The following is an 18,403-nucleotide window of genomic DNA, read 5'->3' as shown; positions in this document are numbered from 1 at the left end:
CGTGAAGGCTCTGTTTGCCGGAAGCCGGGAAGAATCTTTTGGTCATATGGGGCCTGCCGCATGTCTTTCAAACGCCAGATAGCCGCAGGCTTGATCCTTTTCCTCGCCCTTTGCGGCGCCATTTCGTCGGCGCGGGCCGAGCCCTTCAAGATCGTCGGCTTCGGTGACAGCCTGATGGCGGGTTACGGTCTCGGGCCTGGCGAGGGTTTTACCGACAAATTGCAGGCCGCCCTGCGCGCCAAGGGCCGTGACGTGGCCGTCGCCAATGCCGGTGTTTCCGGCGACACCACCAGCGGCGGCCTGGCGCGGCTCGACTGGTCGGTGCCGGACGGAACCCGGCTGGTCATCCTCGAACTCGGCGCCAACGACATGCTGCGCGGCGTCTCGCCCGATATTCCCAGGAACAACCTCGACGAGATGCTGGCCAGGCTCAAACAGCGCAACATCGCCGTGCTTCTGGCCGGCATGCGCGCCGCGCCCAATCTCGGGGCCGACTACCAGACCGCCTTCGACGGCATCTTTCCGGAGCTGGCGAAAAAATACGATGTCCCGCTCTACCCGTTCTTCCTCGACGGCGTCGCCGGGCAGGCCGGCATGCAACTCGAGGATGGCCTGCATCCGAGCGCCAAGGGGGTCGACCTGATGGTCGAGCGCATCCTGCCGACGGTCGAGAAGGCCATCGCGGCGGTGCCCGGAGGCGCGTGAGGCCGGCCGGAACCGCTTTCCGTTAGGGAAATTTTTAGCAAAGCCTGTGACCAATAAACCTCTTGCTCCATCAGGCTATCGATGATTCGCTATAGGTGACAGTTCGATTCGAGGAAGGGAGGCTCTTCATGCCGCGTCTTTTCACCGCCCTCGAAATTCCGCGTGATGCTGCCCTGTCGCTGTCCCTGCTCCGGGGCGGCCTGCCCGGGGCCCGCTGGATCGATGTCGAAAACTACCATTTGACGCTGCGCTTCATCGGCGATGTCGAAGGCCATGTCGCCGACGAGATCGCCAACGCGCTGGACCGCGTCCACCGCCCTTCCTTCTCGCTGACCTTGTCCGGTGTCGGCGCTTTCGGCCAGAAAAAGCCGCACGCCGTATGGGCCGGCGCGTCCGCCTCGCCCGATCTGGCAGCACTTCAGGGCGAGATCGAGCGCATCTGCCAGCGGCTCGGCATTCCCGCCGACCCGCGCAAGTTCATGCCGCACGTCACACTGGCGCGGCTGCGCAATTCGAGCCCGCTGGATGTCGCGCAATATCTGTCGGCACGCGGCAATTTCTCGACTTTGCCGTTCCGCATCGGCCGCTTCGTCCTGATGTCGTCGCGCGATTCGGTCGGCGGCGGCCCCTACATCGTCGAGGAAGCCTGGCCGCTGTCCGGCAACGATGCCCGCGCCGCCAGCCGCGTCGCTAGCGCCTCCGACGCCTCGCGGATCATGCGGTAGACCGAAGCGAACGCATCTTCACCGTCATAATAGGGATCGGGCACGTCATGCGCCTGTCCATGCGCGAACTCTAAAAAGAGGTGCACCCGGTCCCGCGCGGTTGCCAGCGCCTTGAGATCGGCGACATTCGAGCGGTCCATGCCGAGGATCAGGTCGAAACGGGAGAAATCCTGCGGCGTAACCTTGTGTGCTCTCTGTCGGGAAATGTCGATGCCGTGACGCTTCGCCACCGCGATCGAGCGTGGATCGGGGGCCGAGCCGACCTCCCAGCCGCTGGTGGCGGCCGAATCGAGCAGCATGTCGCGGCCCCGGCCACACTCGGCCCAGACGGCGCGAAAAACACCTTCCGCCAGTGGCGAGCGGCAGATGTTGCCGAGGCAGACGAACAGAATGGAATTTATCGGCTTCATGCTCATTCGATATGCGCCGTTTGTGCATTTGGAACCCCAAAACCGCAAAGCACTTCGGGGCGACTTGCACTATGGTGAGGGTCAAATTCGAAATAGCACGGGAAATCATCATGACGAGAGAAAAACTCAGCAAGGACGCCATCACCGCTGCCCTTGCCGAACTCGGCGACTGGTCGCTGGCCCCGGACGGCGCCTCGATCAAGCGCAGCTTCGTCTTCAGGAATTTCTCCGAAGCCTTCGCCTTCATGACCCGCGTGGCGCTGGCGGCCGAGAAGATGGACCATCACCCCGACTGGTCGAATGTCTACAAGACCGTCGACGTGACGCTCAACACCCATGACGCCGGCGGCGTCACGGCGCTCGACATAGCGCTGGCAAAGAAGATGGACCGCTATTTCGGCGGCTGAGTGTACGCCTGGCCGTGAGCGGCGACCCCAAATCGGCGCCGGCATCTTGCAGCCGGGTCCGGCTTTCACCACATTTTCGCTCGCGAGGCATGCGCCAGGAGGCGCATGAGACCCGCAAGGAGTGATTGATGGCGCAACAACCCGGTTTTGATTTCTTCGGCTTTGGCGACAGGCTGGGCGGCGAGGGCGAAGTGCGCGAGAAATTCTGGCGCACGGCCAAGAAGGCCGCGCGGCAGATCCCGTTCATGGAAGAGGTCGTCGCCGCCTATTACTGCGCCATGGACAAGAACACGCCACTGCGCGCCAAGGGCATATTGGTGGCCGCGCTCGGTTATTTCGTCCTGCCGGTGGACCTCATCCCCGACTTCATCGTCGGCCTCGGTTTCACCGACGACATCGCCGTGCTGACCGCCGCGATCACCGCCGTCAGCGCCCACATCACGCCGGCACATCGCCAGGCCGCCAAGGACGCCATTGCCGATAAGGGCTGAGCGTCGTCACGTGGCGCTTGGCCTGTGGACAGAGGCGTTTGGAGGCCCTGCTGAAAAGTCAAACTCTTGCCGCTTTCGTGGCCTCCAAGTCGCCGAAGGGACGTCGCGCCGGCCGCTGACAAGGCGGCGGCGCGGGAATGGCGGCGGTTTCCTGGGGTGAGCGTCCTTTTCTTGAGGGAAATTCACCGTTTGGTAACCCAGATTAAATCAAAATGAAGCGACGGCAGGACGCCATGCGGCCCGCCCCCGCACCATTTGGAATACGGGAAAGACGATGCGCGGATTGATAGCACTAGTTTCGAGTCTGGTCCTGGTGGCCTCGGCGGCGCCCGTTCTGGCGCAGCAGGCGACCAAGATCGGCCAGCACAATGCCTGGGGCACCTACAGCTACCAGGCATCGGGCGGCAAGGTCTGCTACGTGCTCACCGTGCCGACCGACAAGCAGCCGCCGACGCTCGACCATGGCGACATGTTCTTCTTCGTCAGCCAGCGTCCCGGCCAGCAGGTATCCTACGAGCCGCAATTCATCGCCGGCTACAATTTCCAGGAAGGCTCCAAGGCCACCGTCACCATCGACAAGAAGTCCTTCTCGATGTTCACGCGCGGCAAGTCGGCCTGGGTCGAGAACGCCGCCGAAGAACCGGTGCTGATCGCCGCCATGAAGACCGGCACCGACATGAAGGTGACGGCGAAGTCCGGCCGCGGCAACCCCACCTCCTATGTCTTCTCGCTGAAGGGCATTTCGGCGGCGCTGACGTCGATCGCCAAGTGCAAATAGGCAAACCTTCGTTTTGAAGCGAAAGGGCCGGGCCGCAAAGCCCGGCCCTTTGCTTTTTCAGCCCTGACCTGGCTCCGGCACTGTCTCCGCCCTGCGCCGCCGGATCGCCTCGGCGATGAAGACGCGCGACAGCGCATGATAGAGCGGCTCGTGCGAGATCATGCGCGCCGTGCCATAGCCCAGCATCGAGGCCAGCATCAGCGCGATGACATTGTCGTGATTGCCGGTCATTTCCAGGATGATGACGAAGGCGGTCATCGGCGCCTGCACGACGCCGGCGAAATAGCCGGCCATGCCGAGCAGCGCCGCAGCCCCCGCGCTGGCACCAAATAGCAGCCCGAGCGAACTGCCGATGCCGGCGCCGACCGCCAGCGACGGCGCGAAGATGCCGCCGGGAATGCCCGAGACCATAGACAGCAGCCCGGCCAGGAATTTTTCCACGAAGAAGAACCACGGCAGCGGCGTGCCCTCGACAGCGCCGCGCGCCTGAGCGTAGCCGGTGCCGAAGGTCAGCCCGCCGGAGGCGATGCCGATCACCGCCACGCCAAGCCCGCAGACAGCCGCCACCAGCAAGGCGCGGGCCAAGGGCTGCTGCGTATGCCAGCGGCGGATCCGCCGCGTGATCTTCAGCGCCAGCAACGAGAACAGCGCGCCGAAGCCGCCGCCGATGACGCCGCAGCCAAGCACCAGCGGCCAGTCGGCGGCAAACGCGATCATGTCCTTCGAGACGCCGAAATAGGTGTAATTGCCGAGCAGGCCGAGCGAGGCGAGACCGGCCAGGATCACCGCCGTCAGCACCAGCCCGTTGGTGCGCGCCTCATAGGTGCGGCCCATCTCCTCGATGGCGAAGACGATGCCGGCGAGCGGCGTGTTGAAGGCGGCGGCAATGCCGGCGGCCGAGCCGGCCAGGATCAGGCCGCGCGCCTGCGCCATGCCGCCCCAGCGCGCCGCCTGCAGCATCAGCGAGGCGCCGACCTGCACGGTCGGACCCTCGCGGCCGATCGAAGCGCCGCAGAACAGGCCGATGACGGTAAGCGCGATCTTGCCTGCCGCCAGGCGAAGCGAAAGGAGATGACCGCGATCCTCGTCGTCGCGCAGGTGGCGAGCGGCGATCGCTTGCGGAATGCCGCTGCCCTGCGAACCCGGAAAGAAGGCGTGGGCGAGCCAGGCGCACAGGACAAAGCCGAGCGGCGTGATCGCAAGCGGCAGATAGAAGCGCCGGCCGCCACCATCGCCGATCATCATATGGAACAGCGCCTGCGCCTTGTCGGCCAGCACCGCGAACAGCACGCTGATGACGCCGATCGAGATGGCGCCGGCCCAGAAGACGAGCCGCGGCTGCCAGACGCGCCTCGAGGCCCACATAGCCTGTGAGCGCCGCAGCATCGGGTATTTTCGCGATATGCCGGCCATCCGCGCCTCATTATGGTGGCCCGGCCTAGCACACCCACGGAGCCGATCAAGCCTGTAGGGCTGATCTACGCGTCGGATCCCGCCGGCGTACACCGGCGGGATCCGGGCTGGCTCACATGGCCATTTTTTCACATTCGGCCTGAGCCTTCTTGGTCGACGTATCGATCATGTAGGCTTTGCCCTTGGCGTCGGTCATCATCATCATGCAGTGCTTGATCGGCTTTGCCATCTTCATCATCTCGGCGCCCATCTTTGCATCCGGCATCATGGTGCCCATATGCCCGTCCGGCATGATCGCCATCACTTCTCCACCCTTCATCATGGTCATCGTGCCCATCGCGTCTTCGGCAAATGCCTGCGAGGCGGAAAGGCCGACGAGGCCGGCAATGACGGCGAACTTGATAGAGTTCATTCTGCATACTCCCATTTTGTAGAGGCATAGTTGCCCCATTCAGACTTCGCAGGCGCGATGGGAATCGTTACGCGAACACGACCATGTGATCGGCTCCTTTGCGGCGGGAACATCGGCAAGGCTGCGGATCGTCGTAGCGGGCTGTCGGCCAGCGGTTGTGTTTCCCCCGCATGACTCCGCGCTCAACCTGTGCTATGCGCCGCGCTTCAGTTCCGGCACGATGAATGAAATCGGCCGCAAAACGCTTATATCTGTGCAACCATGACCCTTTCCTTCGACCTCACCACTGAAGGTGCCCGTGACGCGTTGCGCGCCCGCGCCGCGCCCGAGAAGCCGTCGCTGATCGGCCTGACGCGCGCCGAGCTCGCAGAGGCGCTCGTCGCGTCCGGCATCGTGCCGGAGCGCCAGGCAAAGATGCGCGCCCAGCAGCTCTGGCACTGGATGTATGTGCGCGGCGTCTCCGACTTCGCCGGCATGTTCAACATCTCCAAGGACCTGCGCGCCGAGCTCGACAAGCATTTCACCGTCGCGCGTCCCGAGATCGTCGAGGAGCAGATCTCTTCCGACGGCACCCGCAAATGGCTGTTCCGCTTTCCGGCGCGCGGCGCCGGCCGGCCGGTCGAGATCGAGACCGTCTATATTCCCGAGGAAGGCCGCGGCACGCTTTGCATCTCCTCGCAGGTCGGCTGCACGCTGACCTGCTCGTTCTGCCACACCGGCACGCAGAAGCTGGTGCGCAATTTGACGGCGGAAGAGATTCTCGCCCAACTGCTCACCGCGCGCGACCGGCTCGGCGACTTCCCCGACCGCGACACGCCGGACGGCGCCATCGTGCCGGCCGAGGGCCGCAAAGTGTCCAACATCGTCATGATGGGCATGGGCGAGCCGCTCTACAATTTCGAGGCTGTGAAGAAGGCGCTGCTGATCGCGTCCGACGGCGACGGGCTTTCCCTGTCGAAGCGCCGCATCACGCTGTCGACCTCCGGCGTCGTGCCGGAAATCTTCCGCACCGGCGAGGAGATCGGCGTCATGCTGGCGATCTCGCTGCATGCCACCAATGACGATCTGCGCGACCTCCTGGTGCCGATCAACAAGAAGTATCCGCTGAAGGAACTGATCGCCGCCTGCCGCGCCTATCCCGGCCTGTCGAACGCCAGGCGCATCACCTTCGAATATGTGATGCTGAAGGACGTCAACGATTCCATCGAGGATGCCAAGGGCCTGATCAAGCTGCTCAAGGGCATTCCGGCCAAGATCAATCTGATCCCGTTCAACCCGTGGCCGGGCACCAACTACCAGTGCTCGGACTGGGAGACGATCGAGAAATTCGCCGACTACATCAACAATGCCGGCTATGCCTCGCCGATCCGCACGCCGCGCGGCCGCGACATCCTCGCCGCCTGCGGCCAGCTGAAATCGGAATCCGAGCGCATGCGAAAAGTGGACCGGCTGGCGCTGGAAGCCATGATGATCGCGGGGCACGGGGAGGCGTGAGCCGTCTCGTCGCCGGGCTCAAACGTATCGCCATCATAGCCGTCGGTTACATCGCCGGCGTGTTGACCTCGATCCTGGTGCCGGTGCTGCTGATCACGCTGCTGGAAGGGATCGAATATGGCAACTGGTCGCTGGTCTTCACCTTCGACTGGCTGGGGTCCTTCCCGCTCGCCGTGCTGACCGTGGCGGTCTGCGCGCTGCTGATCGTCGGTCCCGCGATCCTGGTCGCCGAATGGTTTTCGCTGCGGGGATGGTTCTATTTCGCCGTCACGGGCGCGATCACCTCCATCGCCTTTGGCGTCCTTGTCCCGGGCTGGGCCGGAGGCTTTGTGTTCAATCCGGGCTTTCTCGGCTTCCTGGCCACGGCCGGCACCGCCGCCGGTTCGGTCTACTGGCTGTTGGCCGGGCGCGAGTCCGGCCGTCTCAGGCAGCGAAATCCCGGATGACCCGTCTCGTCGCCTATCTCGTGCGCTTTGCCATGATCCTGCTCGGCTATGCCGTCGCCTCGCTGGCGGCGAGCGCCTTCCTCAACGTCCTGTTCCTGGCCTCGCTCGGCTATACGCCTGACCACACGCACCCGACGGCGACAGCATCGCTGTATTTCTCGATCCCCTTCGTCGCTCTGTTCGTCGCCTATTTCGCTTTCCTGCCGGCGGCGATCGTCATCCTGCTTGCCGAAATCCTCGGCCGGCGCGACTGGCTGTACTATGCGCTGGCGGGCGCGGTGGTGGCGGCCGTCTTCCTCGGCCTGGTCGACCGCGCCCAAGAGTCCACCTTCGCGATAACCGACACCAGCGCCATCATGGCGGTGATCGGCGGCGGCATGGTCGGCGGTATCTTCTACTGGCTGAGCGCCGGGCGCTGGGCCGGAAGCTGGTGGAAAGAGGCGAACGCGCCTACTTTGCCTGGGCCGTCAGGATCTTGAGCGCGAAGGCCGAGAACACGCCGGCGAAGAGATAGTCGACGACCCGCGTGACGCGCGGGCTGGCCTTCATCGCCGCGGAAAACTTCTCCGCCGCCAGCACCATCGGCGCCGTCACCGGGATCGACAGCACGATGAACATCGAGCCCAGGAAGAACAGCTTTCCCGGCGCGTTCGGATCATGCGCGGACACGAACTGCGGCAGGAAGGTCATGAAGAACAGGATGATCTTCGGGTTGAGCAAATTGACGCCGAGGCCCGCCGCCCAGCTGCGCAGCAGCGAGATCTGCGGACCCGTCTTCTTCTCCGGCGAAAAGGCCGAGCCCTTGGCGATGGCCTGCCAGGCCAGGAAGACGAGATAGCCGGCGCCAAAGATCTTCAGCACGAAAAAGGCCATCGGCGAGGCGACGATCAGCGCCGAGACACCGACCACCACCAGCGTGGTGTGGATCAGCGTGCCGCACAGCGCGCCGGCCATCGAGGCAAAGCCGGTGGCGCGCCCCTGGCTCAGCGTGCGCGAGACGAACAGGGTCATGTCAGGCCCGGGCGTGATCGCCAGGATCACGGTGGCGATGGCGAACTGGATCAGCGTGGCGGTGTCGGGAATGAAGGACATGGCGGGCCCCAGGAAACGCATAGGCCTATACAGCATGCGCCGAGCCGGTGCCAGATAATGCGTTGATCCAGCATGGCAATCGCTTTCCGCAATTACAGTTCCCGCTCGCAGCGGCGAGCGTCAGCCGGTGGCTACCCGCATCCTCACAGGCACCTTGCCTAAATCCGGGGCATAAATGCAACCCATGATTGTAGCAGGTTGTTTTCCCAGGGCTTGGTTGCGAACTGAGGACCGCGCTGGCGAAAAGCCTGAGGCGGTCCCATGCCCTCGCCGCGCGCTGGATCAGCAGTCTGGCGCCGCGCCTGCTTGCTCGCTTTGCCGTTCCTGCTAAAAGGCGCTCCGACAATGCGTGACGCCCTTGCCCAGGCGTCCGCCACCGACGGAGCAGAAATGTCCAAGACCAAAGACGTCAAGAAAGTCGTGCTCGCCTATTCCGGCGGCCTCGACACATCCATCATCCTGAAATGGCTGCAGACCGAACTCGGTGCCGAAGTCGTCACCTTCACCGCCGATCTCGGCCAGGGCGGCGAGCTGGAGCCGGCACGCAAGAAGGCCGAGATGATGGGCATCAAGGACATCCGCATCGTCGATGTGCGCGAGGAATTCGTCGCCGATTTCGTCTTCCCGATGTTCCGCGCCAACACCGTCTACGAAGGCACCTATCTGCTCGGCACCTCGATCGCGCGGCCGCTGATCTCCAAGCACCTCGTCGAGATCGCCAGGGAAACCGGCGCCGATGCGATCGCGCATGGCGCCACCGGCAAGGGCAACGACCAGGTGCGTTTCGAGCTGTCGGCCTATGCGCTGAACCCCGACATCAAGGTCATCGCGCCGTGGCGCGACTGGTCGTTCAAGTCGCGCACCGACCTGATCAACTTCGCCGAGCAGCACCAGATCCCGGTGGCCAAGGACAAAAGGGGCGAAGCGCCGTTCTCGGTCGACGCCAACCTGCTGCACTCCTCGTCCGAGGGCAAGGTGCTGGAAGATCCCTGGAGCGAGCCGCCGGAATTCGTCCACCAGCGCACCGTCTCGCCGATGGACGCGCCGGACAAGGTCACCGAGATCGAGATTGAATTCCTGAAGGGCGATCCGATCGCGCTCAACGGCAAGAAGCTGTCGCCGGCGACCATGCTGGCCGCCCTCAACGATCTTGGCCGCGACAACGGCATCGGCCGGCTCGACCTGGTCGAGAACCGCTTCGTCGGCATGAAATCGCGCGGCGTCTACGAGACCCCCGGCGGCGCTATCCTGATCGTGGCCCACCGCGCCATCGAATCGATCACGCTCGACCGCGGTGCCGCGCACCTCAAGGACGAGTTCATGCCGCGATATGCCGAGCTCATCTACAACGGCTTCTGGTTCTCGCCCGAACGCCTGATGCTGCAGGCGATGATCGACAAGAGCCAGCAAGACGTCGAAGGCACGGTGCGGCTGAAGCTCTACAAGGGCAACGTCATGGTCACCGGCCGCAAGTCGAAGAAGACGCTCTATTCGGACGCGCTGGTCACCTTCGAGGATGACCGCGGCGCCTACGACCAGAAGGATGCCGCCGGCTTCATCCGCCTCAATGCGCTGAGGCTGCGCACGCTTGCCGCGCGCAACCGCAACGGCTGAGTCCAGACAGCAGCCTGACGCTTTGCCAATCCACGTCTAGGAAACCCGGCGGAGACGCCGGGTTTTTATTTGCTACCGCTAATATAGGCAAAATGAAGCCGCCTTTAGTCGGTTCCTGTTTGACCTTTTGGCGGCTTCATTTAAGTTCATTTACGGGTTTTGGGGTTCTGACAGTGAAAAATAGCATTTCTCTTCTGCTTGGCGCGGTCGTCGTCTTGTCGGTGTGCCAGTCCTCACTGGCAGGCGCTAAGCGTGACCCGAAGGTGGATATGAACGAATGTATCGCCTCCGCCCGCACATCGGACCTTACGTTCAAGCATGACATGGCTTTGTTCATGGGCGTCTCGCAGGAGCGCATGCCCGCTTTGTTTTGCCAGCGCATTGCCGAGGGGATACGCAGCGGCCGCATCGGCTATTCCGACATAAACAGGCTGCAGCTCGACCAGCCTACCGAGATCTGGATGGTCCTCAAGGGCAAGACAAAGGCGGCTGCGACCACGCAAGCTCAGGCGCCGCGGAACTCCAAGTTCCGTACCTGCAAAAGTTTTGACGGCCCGTTCCAGATTCCCGTTTCCCAGCAATGCCCGCTGAGCGGTTACGCGCAGGGTTCCGGAGTTCCGACGGTCATCGAGGGCAAGCGAAGGACGGTTACCCCAGTACCGCAGAACCCCAGATTCCGCAACTGCAGCGGCATTGACGGCACTTTTCAGGTTCCCGCTTCCCAAAGATGCCCGGCGAGCGGCTACGCGCATTATTGAGGGTGATGTGCCCAGGCGCTCGGCGACTCTTGGAATCGGTTTCCTGTCCGCCTTGGCTGTCCTGGCGAGTTTGGCTGTTGCCAAAGCCGACGATTATGACCCCGCCGCGCTCGACCTCGCCGCGCTGATCGAATGCAGGGCCGATGTATCCGCTTATACTGGCTATGCCCTCTGGCTGGCCGGTGATCCCGGCGCGGCCAGCACGCTCGGCTGGAAAGAGGTGCCGTCAGGCAATGCCTTCCTGCGGCAGTATCAACTGCCCGTCCCGGCCCATGTCTTCGGCCGCGAGACGGGAACGATCGTCTTTACCGCGTCAGGGCCGATGGCGGTGCTTGACGGCACTGCCGCGCCTGACCTCGCCCGGCAGCTCGACGTCCCGGCAATGGTCTCGTCGCCGGATAAATTCCTGGGCGAGAAGGTGGTGGCCGAAAGCATCGACGATACCGGCGGCGTGAGCCTTTCCACGCGCATCACGCTCAACGTCTCGACCGTCGCTTCCCATCCCGGCAAGACGCTGGCCGGCTGCTCCTACGTGCTTGATGTGAAATAGGAACCGGGTTCGGCAGCCGGATATCTCGTTCATCAACACAGAAGCCCGGCGCATGGCCGGGCTTTCGTCGAACAGAGCACCTTCAGGAAAAGTGTGAAGCGGTTTTCCGTCCGGAATTGCCTCAAAACGAAGAGTTGGACTTCAATCAGTCGCCGTCGATCGCCGTGGCGATGCGCACGATCGCCTGCTGGTAAACGTTGGCGTCGTTCCAGCCGGCAATGGCGCCGACATTGTCCGCCGCGCTCGCGCCCCGCCGCCAGCCATGGGCCTTGAGGAAGTTGGCGGTGGAAGCCAGTGCGGTGGCCTTGTCGCGCAGGTTGCCGCTGCCCACGCCATATTTCAGGACATTCCCGGGCAGGAACTGCGTATGGCCGATCTCGCCATGCGCGGCGCCGACCGAAGAGGCGCTCAACGCGCCGCGATCGACCAGCTTCAGCGCCGCAATGGCATGCGGGTGGAAGAATTCCGGGCGGCGGCAATCATAGGCAAGCGTCAAAATGGCCGAGACCGTATTCTGGTTGCCCATGGACGAACCGAAGCCGGTCTCCATGCCCCAGATGGCCAGCAACACACCGGGCGACACGCCGTAATTGCTCTCGATCTGGCTGAACAGCGCCGCGTTCGACTTTTTCAGCGAACGGCCCTTGGAAATGATCGCCTCGCCGCCACGGCGCTTCATGAAGGCATCCACCGAGCCGCTGAACGCCTTGTGGATACCGCGGTCGACGGAAATTGTCTTTGTCGCGTAAGTGGCGCCAGCCAAAGCGGCCAGACCCTTGGCGCCCACGCCTTCGGCCTTGGCCTGTGCGGCGAAGTCCGGCTTCCAGGCGTCGAAGCCCGCACCGGTGCTGCCACAGCTGGCCGCCGCATGTGCGCCCGTCGCCAGCCCAAGCACAGCCACCACCGCGGCCGCTAAAATCCTACCCTTGGCAAGAAATGCCATGTTGTTCTCCTGGTTGCCTGATTCACGTCCCATCTGCGAATTTGCCAGCGAAACGTGCATTTGTCACCGTCCGCGGCACGATGCTGGCGAATGCCGGGGAATTTGCCTACGATCAAGTGATTATTGTGGCGGGGTCGAAATAACCATGGAAGACGTTGATGTCGCATCGGCGGCCGTGCCTGTGCCAGCGCCCGGCATTTCGGTGTGCCTTTCGGCATAGGCGGCGTGATCATCGGCGACGGCGCGGCGGGGCTTGCCACGGCCAGGACCCTGCGTGCCATGGGCCGCATGCGGCGAAATAGCATCGACACAGGAGGAACGCCGGCCGGCGCTAGGCGTTGGGCACCTGCCGCCCGCTGGCTCTGAGGTTTTGAGGCCGACATGAAACTCTTCGACTGCCCGCATTGCGGCCACCGTCTCTATTTCGAGAACGCGCAATGCCTGAACTGCTCCAGCCTCGTGCTCTACGATCCCGAGCATGCCCGCTTCGCCCTGTCGGGCGCCGACGGCATCTTCCAGTGCACCAATGCCGATGAATGCGCCTGCAACTGGATGGCCGAACCGGGACATGGGTTTTGCCGCGCCTGCGGGCTGAACCAGCTGATCCCCGATCTCTCCGTCGACGGCAACCGCCGACGCTGGATCCGGGTCGAGGCGGCCAAGAAGCGCGCCATCTATTCGCTGCTCGCCTTCGGCCTGCCGGTGGCGCCAAAACAGGCGCCTGCGGACGAGGTGGGTCTCGCCTTCGACTTCCTCGCCGATCCGATCGGCGGCGGGCCGGGCGGCGAACGCATCCTGACCGGCCATGACAATGGCTTGGTCACGCTCAACGTCGCCGAGGCCGATTCAGCCGAGCGCGAGAAGCGTCGCGTCGAGATGGGTGAGAATTACCGGACGCTGCTCGGCCATTTCCGCCACGAGCTCGGCCACTATTACTGGGACCGCCTGATCCGCGACGATCCGCAAAGGCTGGACGCTTTCCGCGCTTTGTTCGGCGACGATCGCGCCGACTACGAACAGGCGCTGAAGACCTACTACGCCAGCGGTGCCGCGCCCGACTGGCAGCAAAACCACATCTCGGCCTACGCCACCTCGCATCCCTGGGAGGACTGGGCCGAGACCTGGGCCCACCATCTGCACATCACCGACACGCTGGAGATGGTCCACGCGCTGAACTTCCCGCTCGGCCGGCTGGAGACGGTGGAAGCCAATGATTTGCCGCGAGGCGACACCGGCGGCGAACCGCAGGCGGCCCCTTCGGAACCTGCCAACGCCCCCGAGCCGTTCGAAAAGATCCTTGCCCGCTGGCTGGTGCTGTCGGAAGCCTCCAATTCGATCAACCGCTGCATGGGCCTGCCCGACCTCTATCCCTTCGTCATTTCGGACGTGACGGCGCGAAAACTGGCCTTCGTTCACGAGCTTTTGACCGGCCTGCCGAAAGACGCGGGAACAAATCGTGAGTTGGCGCGGGCGTTTTAGTCCGGAACGCATGCGCCGCTGCCCCGTTTTCACCGCCGAGGGACCATGAAAACGGAGTGAAACCATGAAATCCGTCTTGTTGCCCGCAATCGCCGGGATGATGACCGTGATGCCGGGCGCCGCCTTCGCCGACACCGCCGTCTCGGCCGTCACCGATCTCAACGTGCGCGCCGGCCCCGGGCCGCAATATCCGGTCATCGGCGTGCTCGCCGCCGGCCAGTCGGCGACGCTCAATGGCTGCATCGAAAACAGCAAATGGTGCACCATCGCCGAAGCCGGCGGCCAGGGCTGGGTCTATTCCGACTATGTGACAGCCGATTTCGGCGGCAGCCGAGTGATCCTGACGCAGCGCCCGCACGGCTCCAGCGTGGCAATCGTCTCGCCGCCGGAAGACATCGGCAATTATTCGACCGACTATACCGGGGCGATTGTCGCCGGCGAGCCGGCCGAGGACGCCTTTCCCCCGCCTCCGGCCGAGGTCCGCACCTATGTCGCCACGCATCGGCTCGACCCCGTCTATCTCGACGGCGAGGTGGTGACCGGCGCGACCCTGCCCGACACGGTCGCGCTGCGCGAGATTCCCGACTACAACTACCGCTATGTCTATGTGAACGGTCAGCCGGCGCTGATCGATCCGCAGACGCGGCGCATCATGTACGTGGTGCGTTGACGGCAGTCGCGGTCGCGGCAACAGGTTGCCTGTATTGGGAAGCGCCCCCCTTTGCGAAGGCGTCCTTCTTTCCGTCACTATAGGGGCGAAGATGCCGGCGGGCAGATGAGGGGGCGGCGCCGAGGTTCCGCCAAGAGCGCCGCTTGATTGCGACGCTAGCAACAGCGCGACCCGACCCTTGTCTTGACTCCGCCGCCGATTTCCTGTCTACACGCCTCGAATTCCGCGACGAGTATCCCTCCGAGCAAGCCGACCAGGACGCCGAAGCCTCTTTGAGGTTGGTGCTGTAAAGAGATCCTGGAGGCCAACACCCGGCAGCGCAATGCGCCCCCGGGTGCTTTTTGGTTTTGGGCTTTGCTTTTGCTTGGACAGTTGGCGCGAACGCATTACCTCTCGGTTCGAATGAACCGAGATCGAAGGACGCAAGATGTTTGAATCGCTGCAGGAGCGTCTTGGCTCCATCCTGAACGGCCTGACCGGCCGCGGCGCGCTTTCCGAGGCTGATGTCTCGGCGGCGCTGCGCGAGGTGCGCCGTGCGCTGCTCGAGGCCGACGTGGCGCTCGAAGTGGTGCGCTCCTTCACCGACAAGGTGCGCGAGAAGGCTGTCGGCGCCGCAGTGCTGAAGTCGATCAAGCCCGGCCAGATGGTCGTCAAGATCGTCCATGACGAGCTGGTTGACATGCTGGGCGCCGAGGGCGTCGCCATCGACCTCAATGCGCCGGCCCCCGTCGTCATCATGATGGTCGGCCTGCAGGGCTCCGGCAAGACGACCACTTCGGCCAAGATCGCCAAGCGGCTGACCGAGCGCCAGAACAAGAAGGTTCTGATGGCCTCGCTCGACACGCGGCGGCCCGCCGCGCAGGAGCAGCTGCGCCAGCTCGGCGAGCAGACCAAGGTCGCGACGCTGCCGATCATTGCTGGCCAGAACCCCGTCGACATCGCCAGGCGCGCCGTGCAGGCGGCCAGGCTCGGTGGCCATGACGTGGTCATCCTCGACACCGCCGGCCGCACCCATATCGACGAGCCGCTGATGATCGAGATGGCCGACATCAAGAAGGTGTCGAGCCCGCACGAGATCCTGCTGGTCGCCGATTCGCTGACCGGCCAGGACGCCGTCAACCTGGCGAAAAGCTTCGACGAGCGCGTCGGCATCACCGGCCTTGTGCTGACCCGCATGGACGGCGATGGCCGCGGCGGTGCCGCGCTTTCGATGCGCGCCGTCACCGGCAAGCCGATCAAGCTGATCGGCACCGGCGAAAAGATGGACGGGCTGGAGGAGTTCCACCCCAAGCGCATCGCCGACCGCATCCTCGGCATGGGCGACATCGTCAGCCTGGTCGAAAAGGCCGCCGAGAATATCGACGCCGAGCAGGCGGCGGCGATGGCCAAGAAGATGCAGTCGGGCAAGTTCGACCTGAACGACCTCGCCCAGCAGCTTCAGCAGATGTCGAAGATGGGCGGCATGGGCGGCATCATGGGCATGATGCCCGGCATGGGCAAGATGAAGGATCAGATGGCCGCCGCCGGCCTCGACGACAGGATGTTCGGCCGCCAGCTCGCCATTATCTCCTCGATGACCAAGGCCGAGCGCGCCAATCCCGATATTCTCAAGCATTCGCGCAAGAAGCGCATCGCCGTCGGCTCCGGCACCGACGCCGCCGAGATCAACAAGCTGTTGAAGATGCATCGCGGCATGGCCGACATGATGAAGGCGATGGGCGGCAAGGGCAAAGGCGGCGGCCTGATGCGCGGCATGATGGGCGGCCTTGCCTCCAAGATGGGGCTTGGTGGTTTGGGGGGCGGCATGATGCCCGGCGGCATGCCCGATCTCTCCAAGATGGACCCCAAGCAGCTCGAAGCCTTGCAGAAGCAGGCGCAGGCCGCCGGCCTCGGCGGCATGAAGGGCCTGCCCGGCGGACTTCCCGGCGGCGGCCTGCCAGGCCTGCCCGGCGGCATGAAACTTCCGGGGCTTCCCGGCCTCGGCGGCGGCGGACTGCCGGGCCTTGGCAAGAAGAAGTGAGAATACGGATGAACGAAGAAAAGGACATGGCCGACGCCCGCACCATCCTGGCCGGCTATCGCGCATCGATCGACAACATCGACGCCGCCCTCATCCACATGCTGGCCGAGCGCTTCCGCTGCACCAAGGCGGTCGGCGTGCTGAAGGCCAAACATGGCCTGCCGCCGGCCGACCCGGCGCGCGAGCAGCAGCAGATCGCGCGTCTGCGCCAGCTGGCCGATGACGCGCATCTCGACCCCGATTTCGCGGAGAAATTCCTCAACTTCGTCGTCCGCGAAGTGATCCGCCACCACGAACAGATCGCCGCTGCCAACGGCGTGACGAAAACCGGCTGACCGGTACATGCCGCCCAAAAGTGCTCAGCGGTTTTGGGGTAACGACATGCACGAACAAAAAGACCCAGCCTCAACGCAATCAAACGAAATCAGAGCTTTTAGGAGATAAAGAAATGGCACTGAAAATCAGACTGGCCCGCGCGGGCTCGAAGAAGCGTCCTTACTACCACGTCGTCGTCGCCGACGCCCGTTCGCCGCGCGACGGCCGGTTCATCGAGTCGCTCGGCTCGTGGAACCCGCTGCTGCCGAAGGACGGCGAGCGCGTCAAGGTCGACGCCGACCGCGTCAAGCACTGGCTGTCGCACGGCGCCCAGCCGACCGACCGCGTGCTGCGCTTCCTCGACGAGGCCGGCCTTGCCAAGCGCGACGCCCGCTCCAACCCGAAGAAGGCCGAGCCGGGCAAGAAGGCGCAGGAACGCGCCGCTTTGCTGAAGAAGGCGCAGGAAGACGCTGCCGCCGCCGTTGCGGCCGCTGCCGCGGCACCCGCCGAGGCGGAAGCCGCCACCGCCGAATAAAGATCGCTTCATCGCATCGACAAAACGGCGGGCCGTGCCCGCCGTCAGATTGATTACAAACCCCTCGGTTTTTGACAGCAATCAAAATCGAGGGGTTTTGATTCCGGTTTGTTCGCGATCTGAATCTGAGACGTTCCGTGAATCTTGGGTGATTTCGAGACGTGCGGAGGTTTGTCAGCAGTCTGACGGCGGGCCGTGCCCGCCGTTTTGCTATTGTGCAGCAATACATCGGGCGGATGGAACGGATGGGCGAACGGCCTGTCACGGAAGAAATCCTGTCCGGCCGCGTTGCCGGAACGCTGCTGCGATGCGCCGACGCCATGACGGGCGTCGTGGTGCTGAGCGGATCCAGCGGCCGTGTCGACGTCGCCCGCGCACGGCTTTTTGCCGGCGAGGGCGCGTCCGCCCTGGCGCTCCAGTGGTTCGGCGGCGAAGACCAGGTTCCCGGCATATGCGAAATCCCCCTGGAGATTTTTTTCGCCGCGACAGGCCATCTTGTCGGGCTGGGCTACCGGCGCATCGTCTATGTCGGCACGTCCAAAGGCGCCGAGGCGGCCTTGCTTGCGGCGGCGCACGACCCGCGTATCGACGCCGTGGCCGCGATCAGCCCGACATCGGTGGTGTGGGGCAATATCGGGCCGGGCCGCGACGGCATCAGCTGGCCCGAGCGATCGTCATGGACGCTGAAAGGGCGCGCTTGCCCGTTTGTTCCAGCCGACCCCAACTGGAGCGCAAGCTACGTCGACGGCCTCGTGTCCTACAGGGGCCTTTTCGAGCACTGCCTGAGAACGTTCAGGGATGAAGCGAGCAGGGCCGCCATCCCCGTCGAGGCGGCTTCGGCCGACATCGTGCTGGTCGCGGGTGGCGATGACGCGCTGTGGCCTTCCCTGGATTTCGCAGAGGCGATCGTTCGGCGTCGAAAGGATGCCGGCAATGTCACACGCCTCGTTTCGGCGCCCGACGCCGGCCACCGAATTCTGCTGCCTGGTGAAAACACCCCACGATCGACATCGCATGCTCATGGAGGCAATGACCGCGCCGATGCGGAGCTCGGCCGGGAAGCCTGGGGCCATATCCGGGACCTGCTGTAGCGCGGCCCGCGGCAAGGCCTGTTTCGGGCAAATCGCCACATGAGCACGGCGGGCT

22 protein-coding genes are annotated in these 18,403 nt (G+C 64.2%); 17 read left to right on the top strand and 5 right to left on the bottom strand.

The features are described 5' to 3' along the window. Positions 1-60: 60 nt before the first annotated feature. Both FJ546_RS24510 and thpR read left to right on the top strand, forming a co-directional pair. Entirely contained in the window at positions 61-705 is a 645-nt protein-coding gene (locus FJ546_RS24510) for an arylesterase (protein WP_140891668.1), read from the top strand. A 128-nt stretch (positions 706-833) separates the two neighbouring features. Then, entirely contained in the window at positions 834-1,430 is a 597-nt protein-coding gene (gene thpR / locus FJ546_RS24505; RefSeq protein ID WP_019862074.1) for an RNA 2',3'-cyclic phosphodiesterase, read from the top strand. Here thpR and FJ546_RS24500 read toward each other — a convergent pair. Beyond that, positions 1,334-1,846 carry a low molecular weight protein-tyrosine-phosphatase gene (locus tag FJ546_RS24500; protein WP_140891667.1) on the bottom strand — a complete coding sequence of 171 codons (513 nt, stop codon included), beginning with the start codon at positions 1,844-1,846 and terminating at the stop codon, positions 1,334-1,336. The two genes, thpR and FJ546_RS24500, sit on opposite strands and share 97 nt — an antisense overlap. A gap of 104 nt (positions 1,847-1,950) precedes the next feature. On the opposite strand from FJ546_RS24500, the gene FJ546_RS24495 reads away from it, so the two are divergent. The 3 genes from FJ546_RS24495 to FJ546_RS24485 all read left to right on the top strand — a co-directional run bounded on the left by FJ546_RS24495 (position 1,951) and on the right by FJ546_RS24485 (position 3,516). Further along, a complete protein-coding gene (locus FJ546_RS24495; RefSeq protein WP_140891666.1) occupies positions 1,951-2,247 on the top strand; it encodes a 4a-hydroxytetrahydrobiopterin dehydratase in 297 nt (98 codons plus the stop codon). Between the two features lie 128 nt (positions 2,248-2,375). Next, on the top strand, positions 2,376-2,738 hold the full coding sequence (locus FJ546_RS24490; protein WP_140891665.1) for a YkvA family protein: 363 nt from the start codon (positions 2,376-2,378) through the stop codon (positions 2,736-2,738). A 274-nt stretch (positions 2,739-3,012) separates the two neighbouring features. Beyond that, the gene (locus tag FJ546_RS24485) at positions 3,013-3,516 is read left to right on the top strand and encodes an invasion associated locus B family protein (RefSeq protein WP_095774831.1); all 504 of its coding nucleotides are present in this window, start codon (positions 3,013-3,015) and stop codon (positions 3,514-3,516) included. Positions 3,517-3,573: 57 nt separating this feature from the next. On the opposite strand, the gene FJ546_RS24480 is transcribed toward FJ546_RS24485, so the two are convergent. Next, a complete protein-coding gene (locus FJ546_RS24480) occupies positions 3,574-4,929 on the bottom strand; it encodes a chloride channel protein (RefSeq protein WP_140891664.1) in 1,356 nt (451 codons plus the stop codon). A 112-nt stretch (positions 4,930-5,041) separates the two neighbouring features. Further along, complete coding sequence (locus FJ546_RS24475; RefSeq protein WP_095774833.1) at positions 5,042-5,341, bottom strand: hypothetical protein; 300 nt, start codon at positions 5,339-5,341, stop codon at positions 5,042-5,044. Between the two features lie 261 nt (positions 5,342-5,602). Here FJ546_RS24475 and rlmN point away from each other — a divergent pair, with 261 nt between their 5' ends. From rlmN to FJ546_RS24460, 3 genes are read left to right on the top strand one after another with little or no spacing between them, the layout of a single operon-like run. Next, positions 5,603-6,835 carry a 23S rRNA (adenine(2503)-C(2))-methyltransferase RlmN gene (gene rlmN, locus FJ546_RS24470; RefSeq protein WP_140891663.1) on the top strand — a complete coding sequence of 411 codons (1,233 nt, stop codon included), beginning with the start codon at positions 5,603-5,605 and terminating at the stop codon, positions 6,833-6,835. Continuing rightward, positions 6,832-7,281 carry a hypothetical protein gene (locus FJ546_RS24465; protein ID WP_140891662.1) on the top strand — a complete coding sequence of 150 codons (450 nt, stop codon included), beginning with the start codon at positions 6,832-6,834 and terminating at the stop codon, positions 7,279-7,281. The genes rlmN and FJ546_RS24465 overlap by 4 nt, the downstream gene beginning before the upstream one ends. Beyond that, complete coding sequence (locus FJ546_RS24460; protein ID WP_140891661.1) at positions 7,278-7,760, top strand: hypothetical protein; 483 nt, start codon at positions 7,278-7,280, stop codon at positions 7,758-7,760. Before FJ546_RS24465 ends, FJ546_RS24460 begins: the two co-directional genes overlap by 4 nt. Here the strand turns inward: FJ546_RS24460 and FJ546_RS24455 are convergent. Further along, positions 7,732-8,373, bottom strand: a complete 642-nt coding sequence (locus FJ546_RS24455; RefSeq protein ID WP_019862084.1) for a LysE family translocator — start codon at positions 8,371-8,373, stop codon at positions 7,732-7,734. The two genes, FJ546_RS24460 and FJ546_RS24455, sit on opposite strands and share 29 nt — an antisense overlap. Before the next feature lie 390 nt (positions 8,374-8,763). Between FJ546_RS24455 and FJ546_RS24450 the strand changes: the two genes are divergently transcribed. From FJ546_RS24450 to FJ546_RS24440, 3 genes are all read left to right on the top strand, one after another. After that, positions 8,764-9,987 (top strand): argininosuccinate synthase, encoded by a 1,224-nt coding sequence (locus FJ546_RS24450; protein ID WP_140891660.1) that lies wholly within the window; start codon positions 8,764-8,766, stop codon positions 9,985-9,987. 173 nt (positions 9,988-10,160) lie between these two features. Next, the gene (locus tag FJ546_RS24445) at positions 10,161-10,745 is read left to right on the top strand and encodes a hypothetical protein (RefSeq protein WP_140891716.1); all 585 of its coding nucleotides are present in this window, start codon (positions 10,161-10,163) and stop codon (positions 10,743-10,745) included. A gap of 61 nt (positions 10,746-10,806) precedes the next feature. Continuing rightward, positions 10,807-11,295, top strand: a complete 489-nt coding sequence (locus tag FJ546_RS24440) for a hypothetical protein (RefSeq protein WP_246686945.1) — start codon at positions 10,807-10,809, stop codon at positions 11,293-11,295. A 145-nt stretch (positions 11,296-11,440) separates the two neighbouring features. Here the strand turns inward: FJ546_RS24440 and FJ546_RS24435 are convergent, their stop codons facing one another. Beyond that, the gene (locus FJ546_RS24435; RefSeq protein WP_140891659.1) at positions 11,441-12,238 is read right to left on the bottom strand and encodes a lytic transglycosylase domain-containing protein; all 798 of its coding nucleotides are present in this window, start codon (positions 12,236-12,238) and stop codon (positions 11,441-11,443) included. A 381-nt stretch (positions 12,239-12,619) separates the two neighbouring features. On the opposite strand from FJ546_RS24435, the gene FJ546_RS24430 reads away from it, so the two are divergent. The 6 genes from FJ546_RS24430 (at position 12,620) to FJ546_RS24405 (ending at position 18,348) form a co-directional block, all read left to right on the top strand. Continuing rightward, positions 12,620-13,717, top strand: coding sequence for a putative zinc-binding metallopeptidase (locus FJ546_RS24430; RefSeq protein ID WP_140891658.1), 1,098 nt, complete (start codon positions 12,620-12,622; stop codon positions 13,715-13,717). Positions 13,718-13,781: 64 nt separating this feature from the next. After that, positions 13,782-14,387, top strand: a complete 606-nt coding sequence (locus FJ546_RS24425; RefSeq protein ID WP_140891657.1) for a DUF1236 domain-containing protein — start codon at positions 13,782-13,784, stop codon at positions 14,385-14,387. 427 nt (positions 14,388-14,814) lie between these two features. Next, positions 14,815-16,407, top strand: coding sequence for a signal recognition particle protein (ffh, locus tag FJ546_RS24420; protein WP_140891656.1), 1,593 nt, complete (start codon positions 14,815-14,817; stop codon positions 16,405-16,407). A gap of 8 nt (positions 16,408-16,415) precedes the next feature. After that, positions 16,416-16,742 carry a chorismate mutase gene (locus FJ546_RS24415; RefSeq protein WP_140891655.1) on the top strand — a complete coding sequence of 109 codons (327 nt, stop codon included), beginning with the start codon at positions 16,416-16,418 and terminating at the stop codon, positions 16,740-16,742. 113 nt (positions 16,743-16,855) lie between these two features. Next, the gene (gene rpsP / locus FJ546_RS24410; RefSeq protein WP_010912392.1) at positions 16,856-17,257 is read left to right on the top strand and encodes a 30S ribosomal protein S16; all 402 of its coding nucleotides are present in this window, start codon (positions 16,856-16,858) and stop codon (positions 17,255-17,257) included. Between the two features lie 320 nt (positions 17,258-17,577). Then, positions 17,578-18,348 carry an acyl-CoA thioester hydrolase/BAAT C-terminal domain-containing protein gene (locus tag FJ546_RS24405; protein ID WP_246686944.1) on the top strand — a complete coding sequence of 257 codons (771 nt, stop codon included), beginning with the start codon at positions 17,578-17,580 and terminating at the stop codon, positions 18,346-18,348. Positions 18,349-18,403 lie beyond the last annotated feature (55 nt).

The organism is Mesorhizobium sp. B2-4-19 (assembly GCF_006441315.1).
Taxonomy (GTDB): domain Bacteria; phylum Pseudomonadota; class Alphaproteobacteria; order Rhizobiales; family Rhizobiaceae; genus Mesorhizobium.
This window is presented reverse-complemented; position numbering and strand designations above follow the sequence as displayed.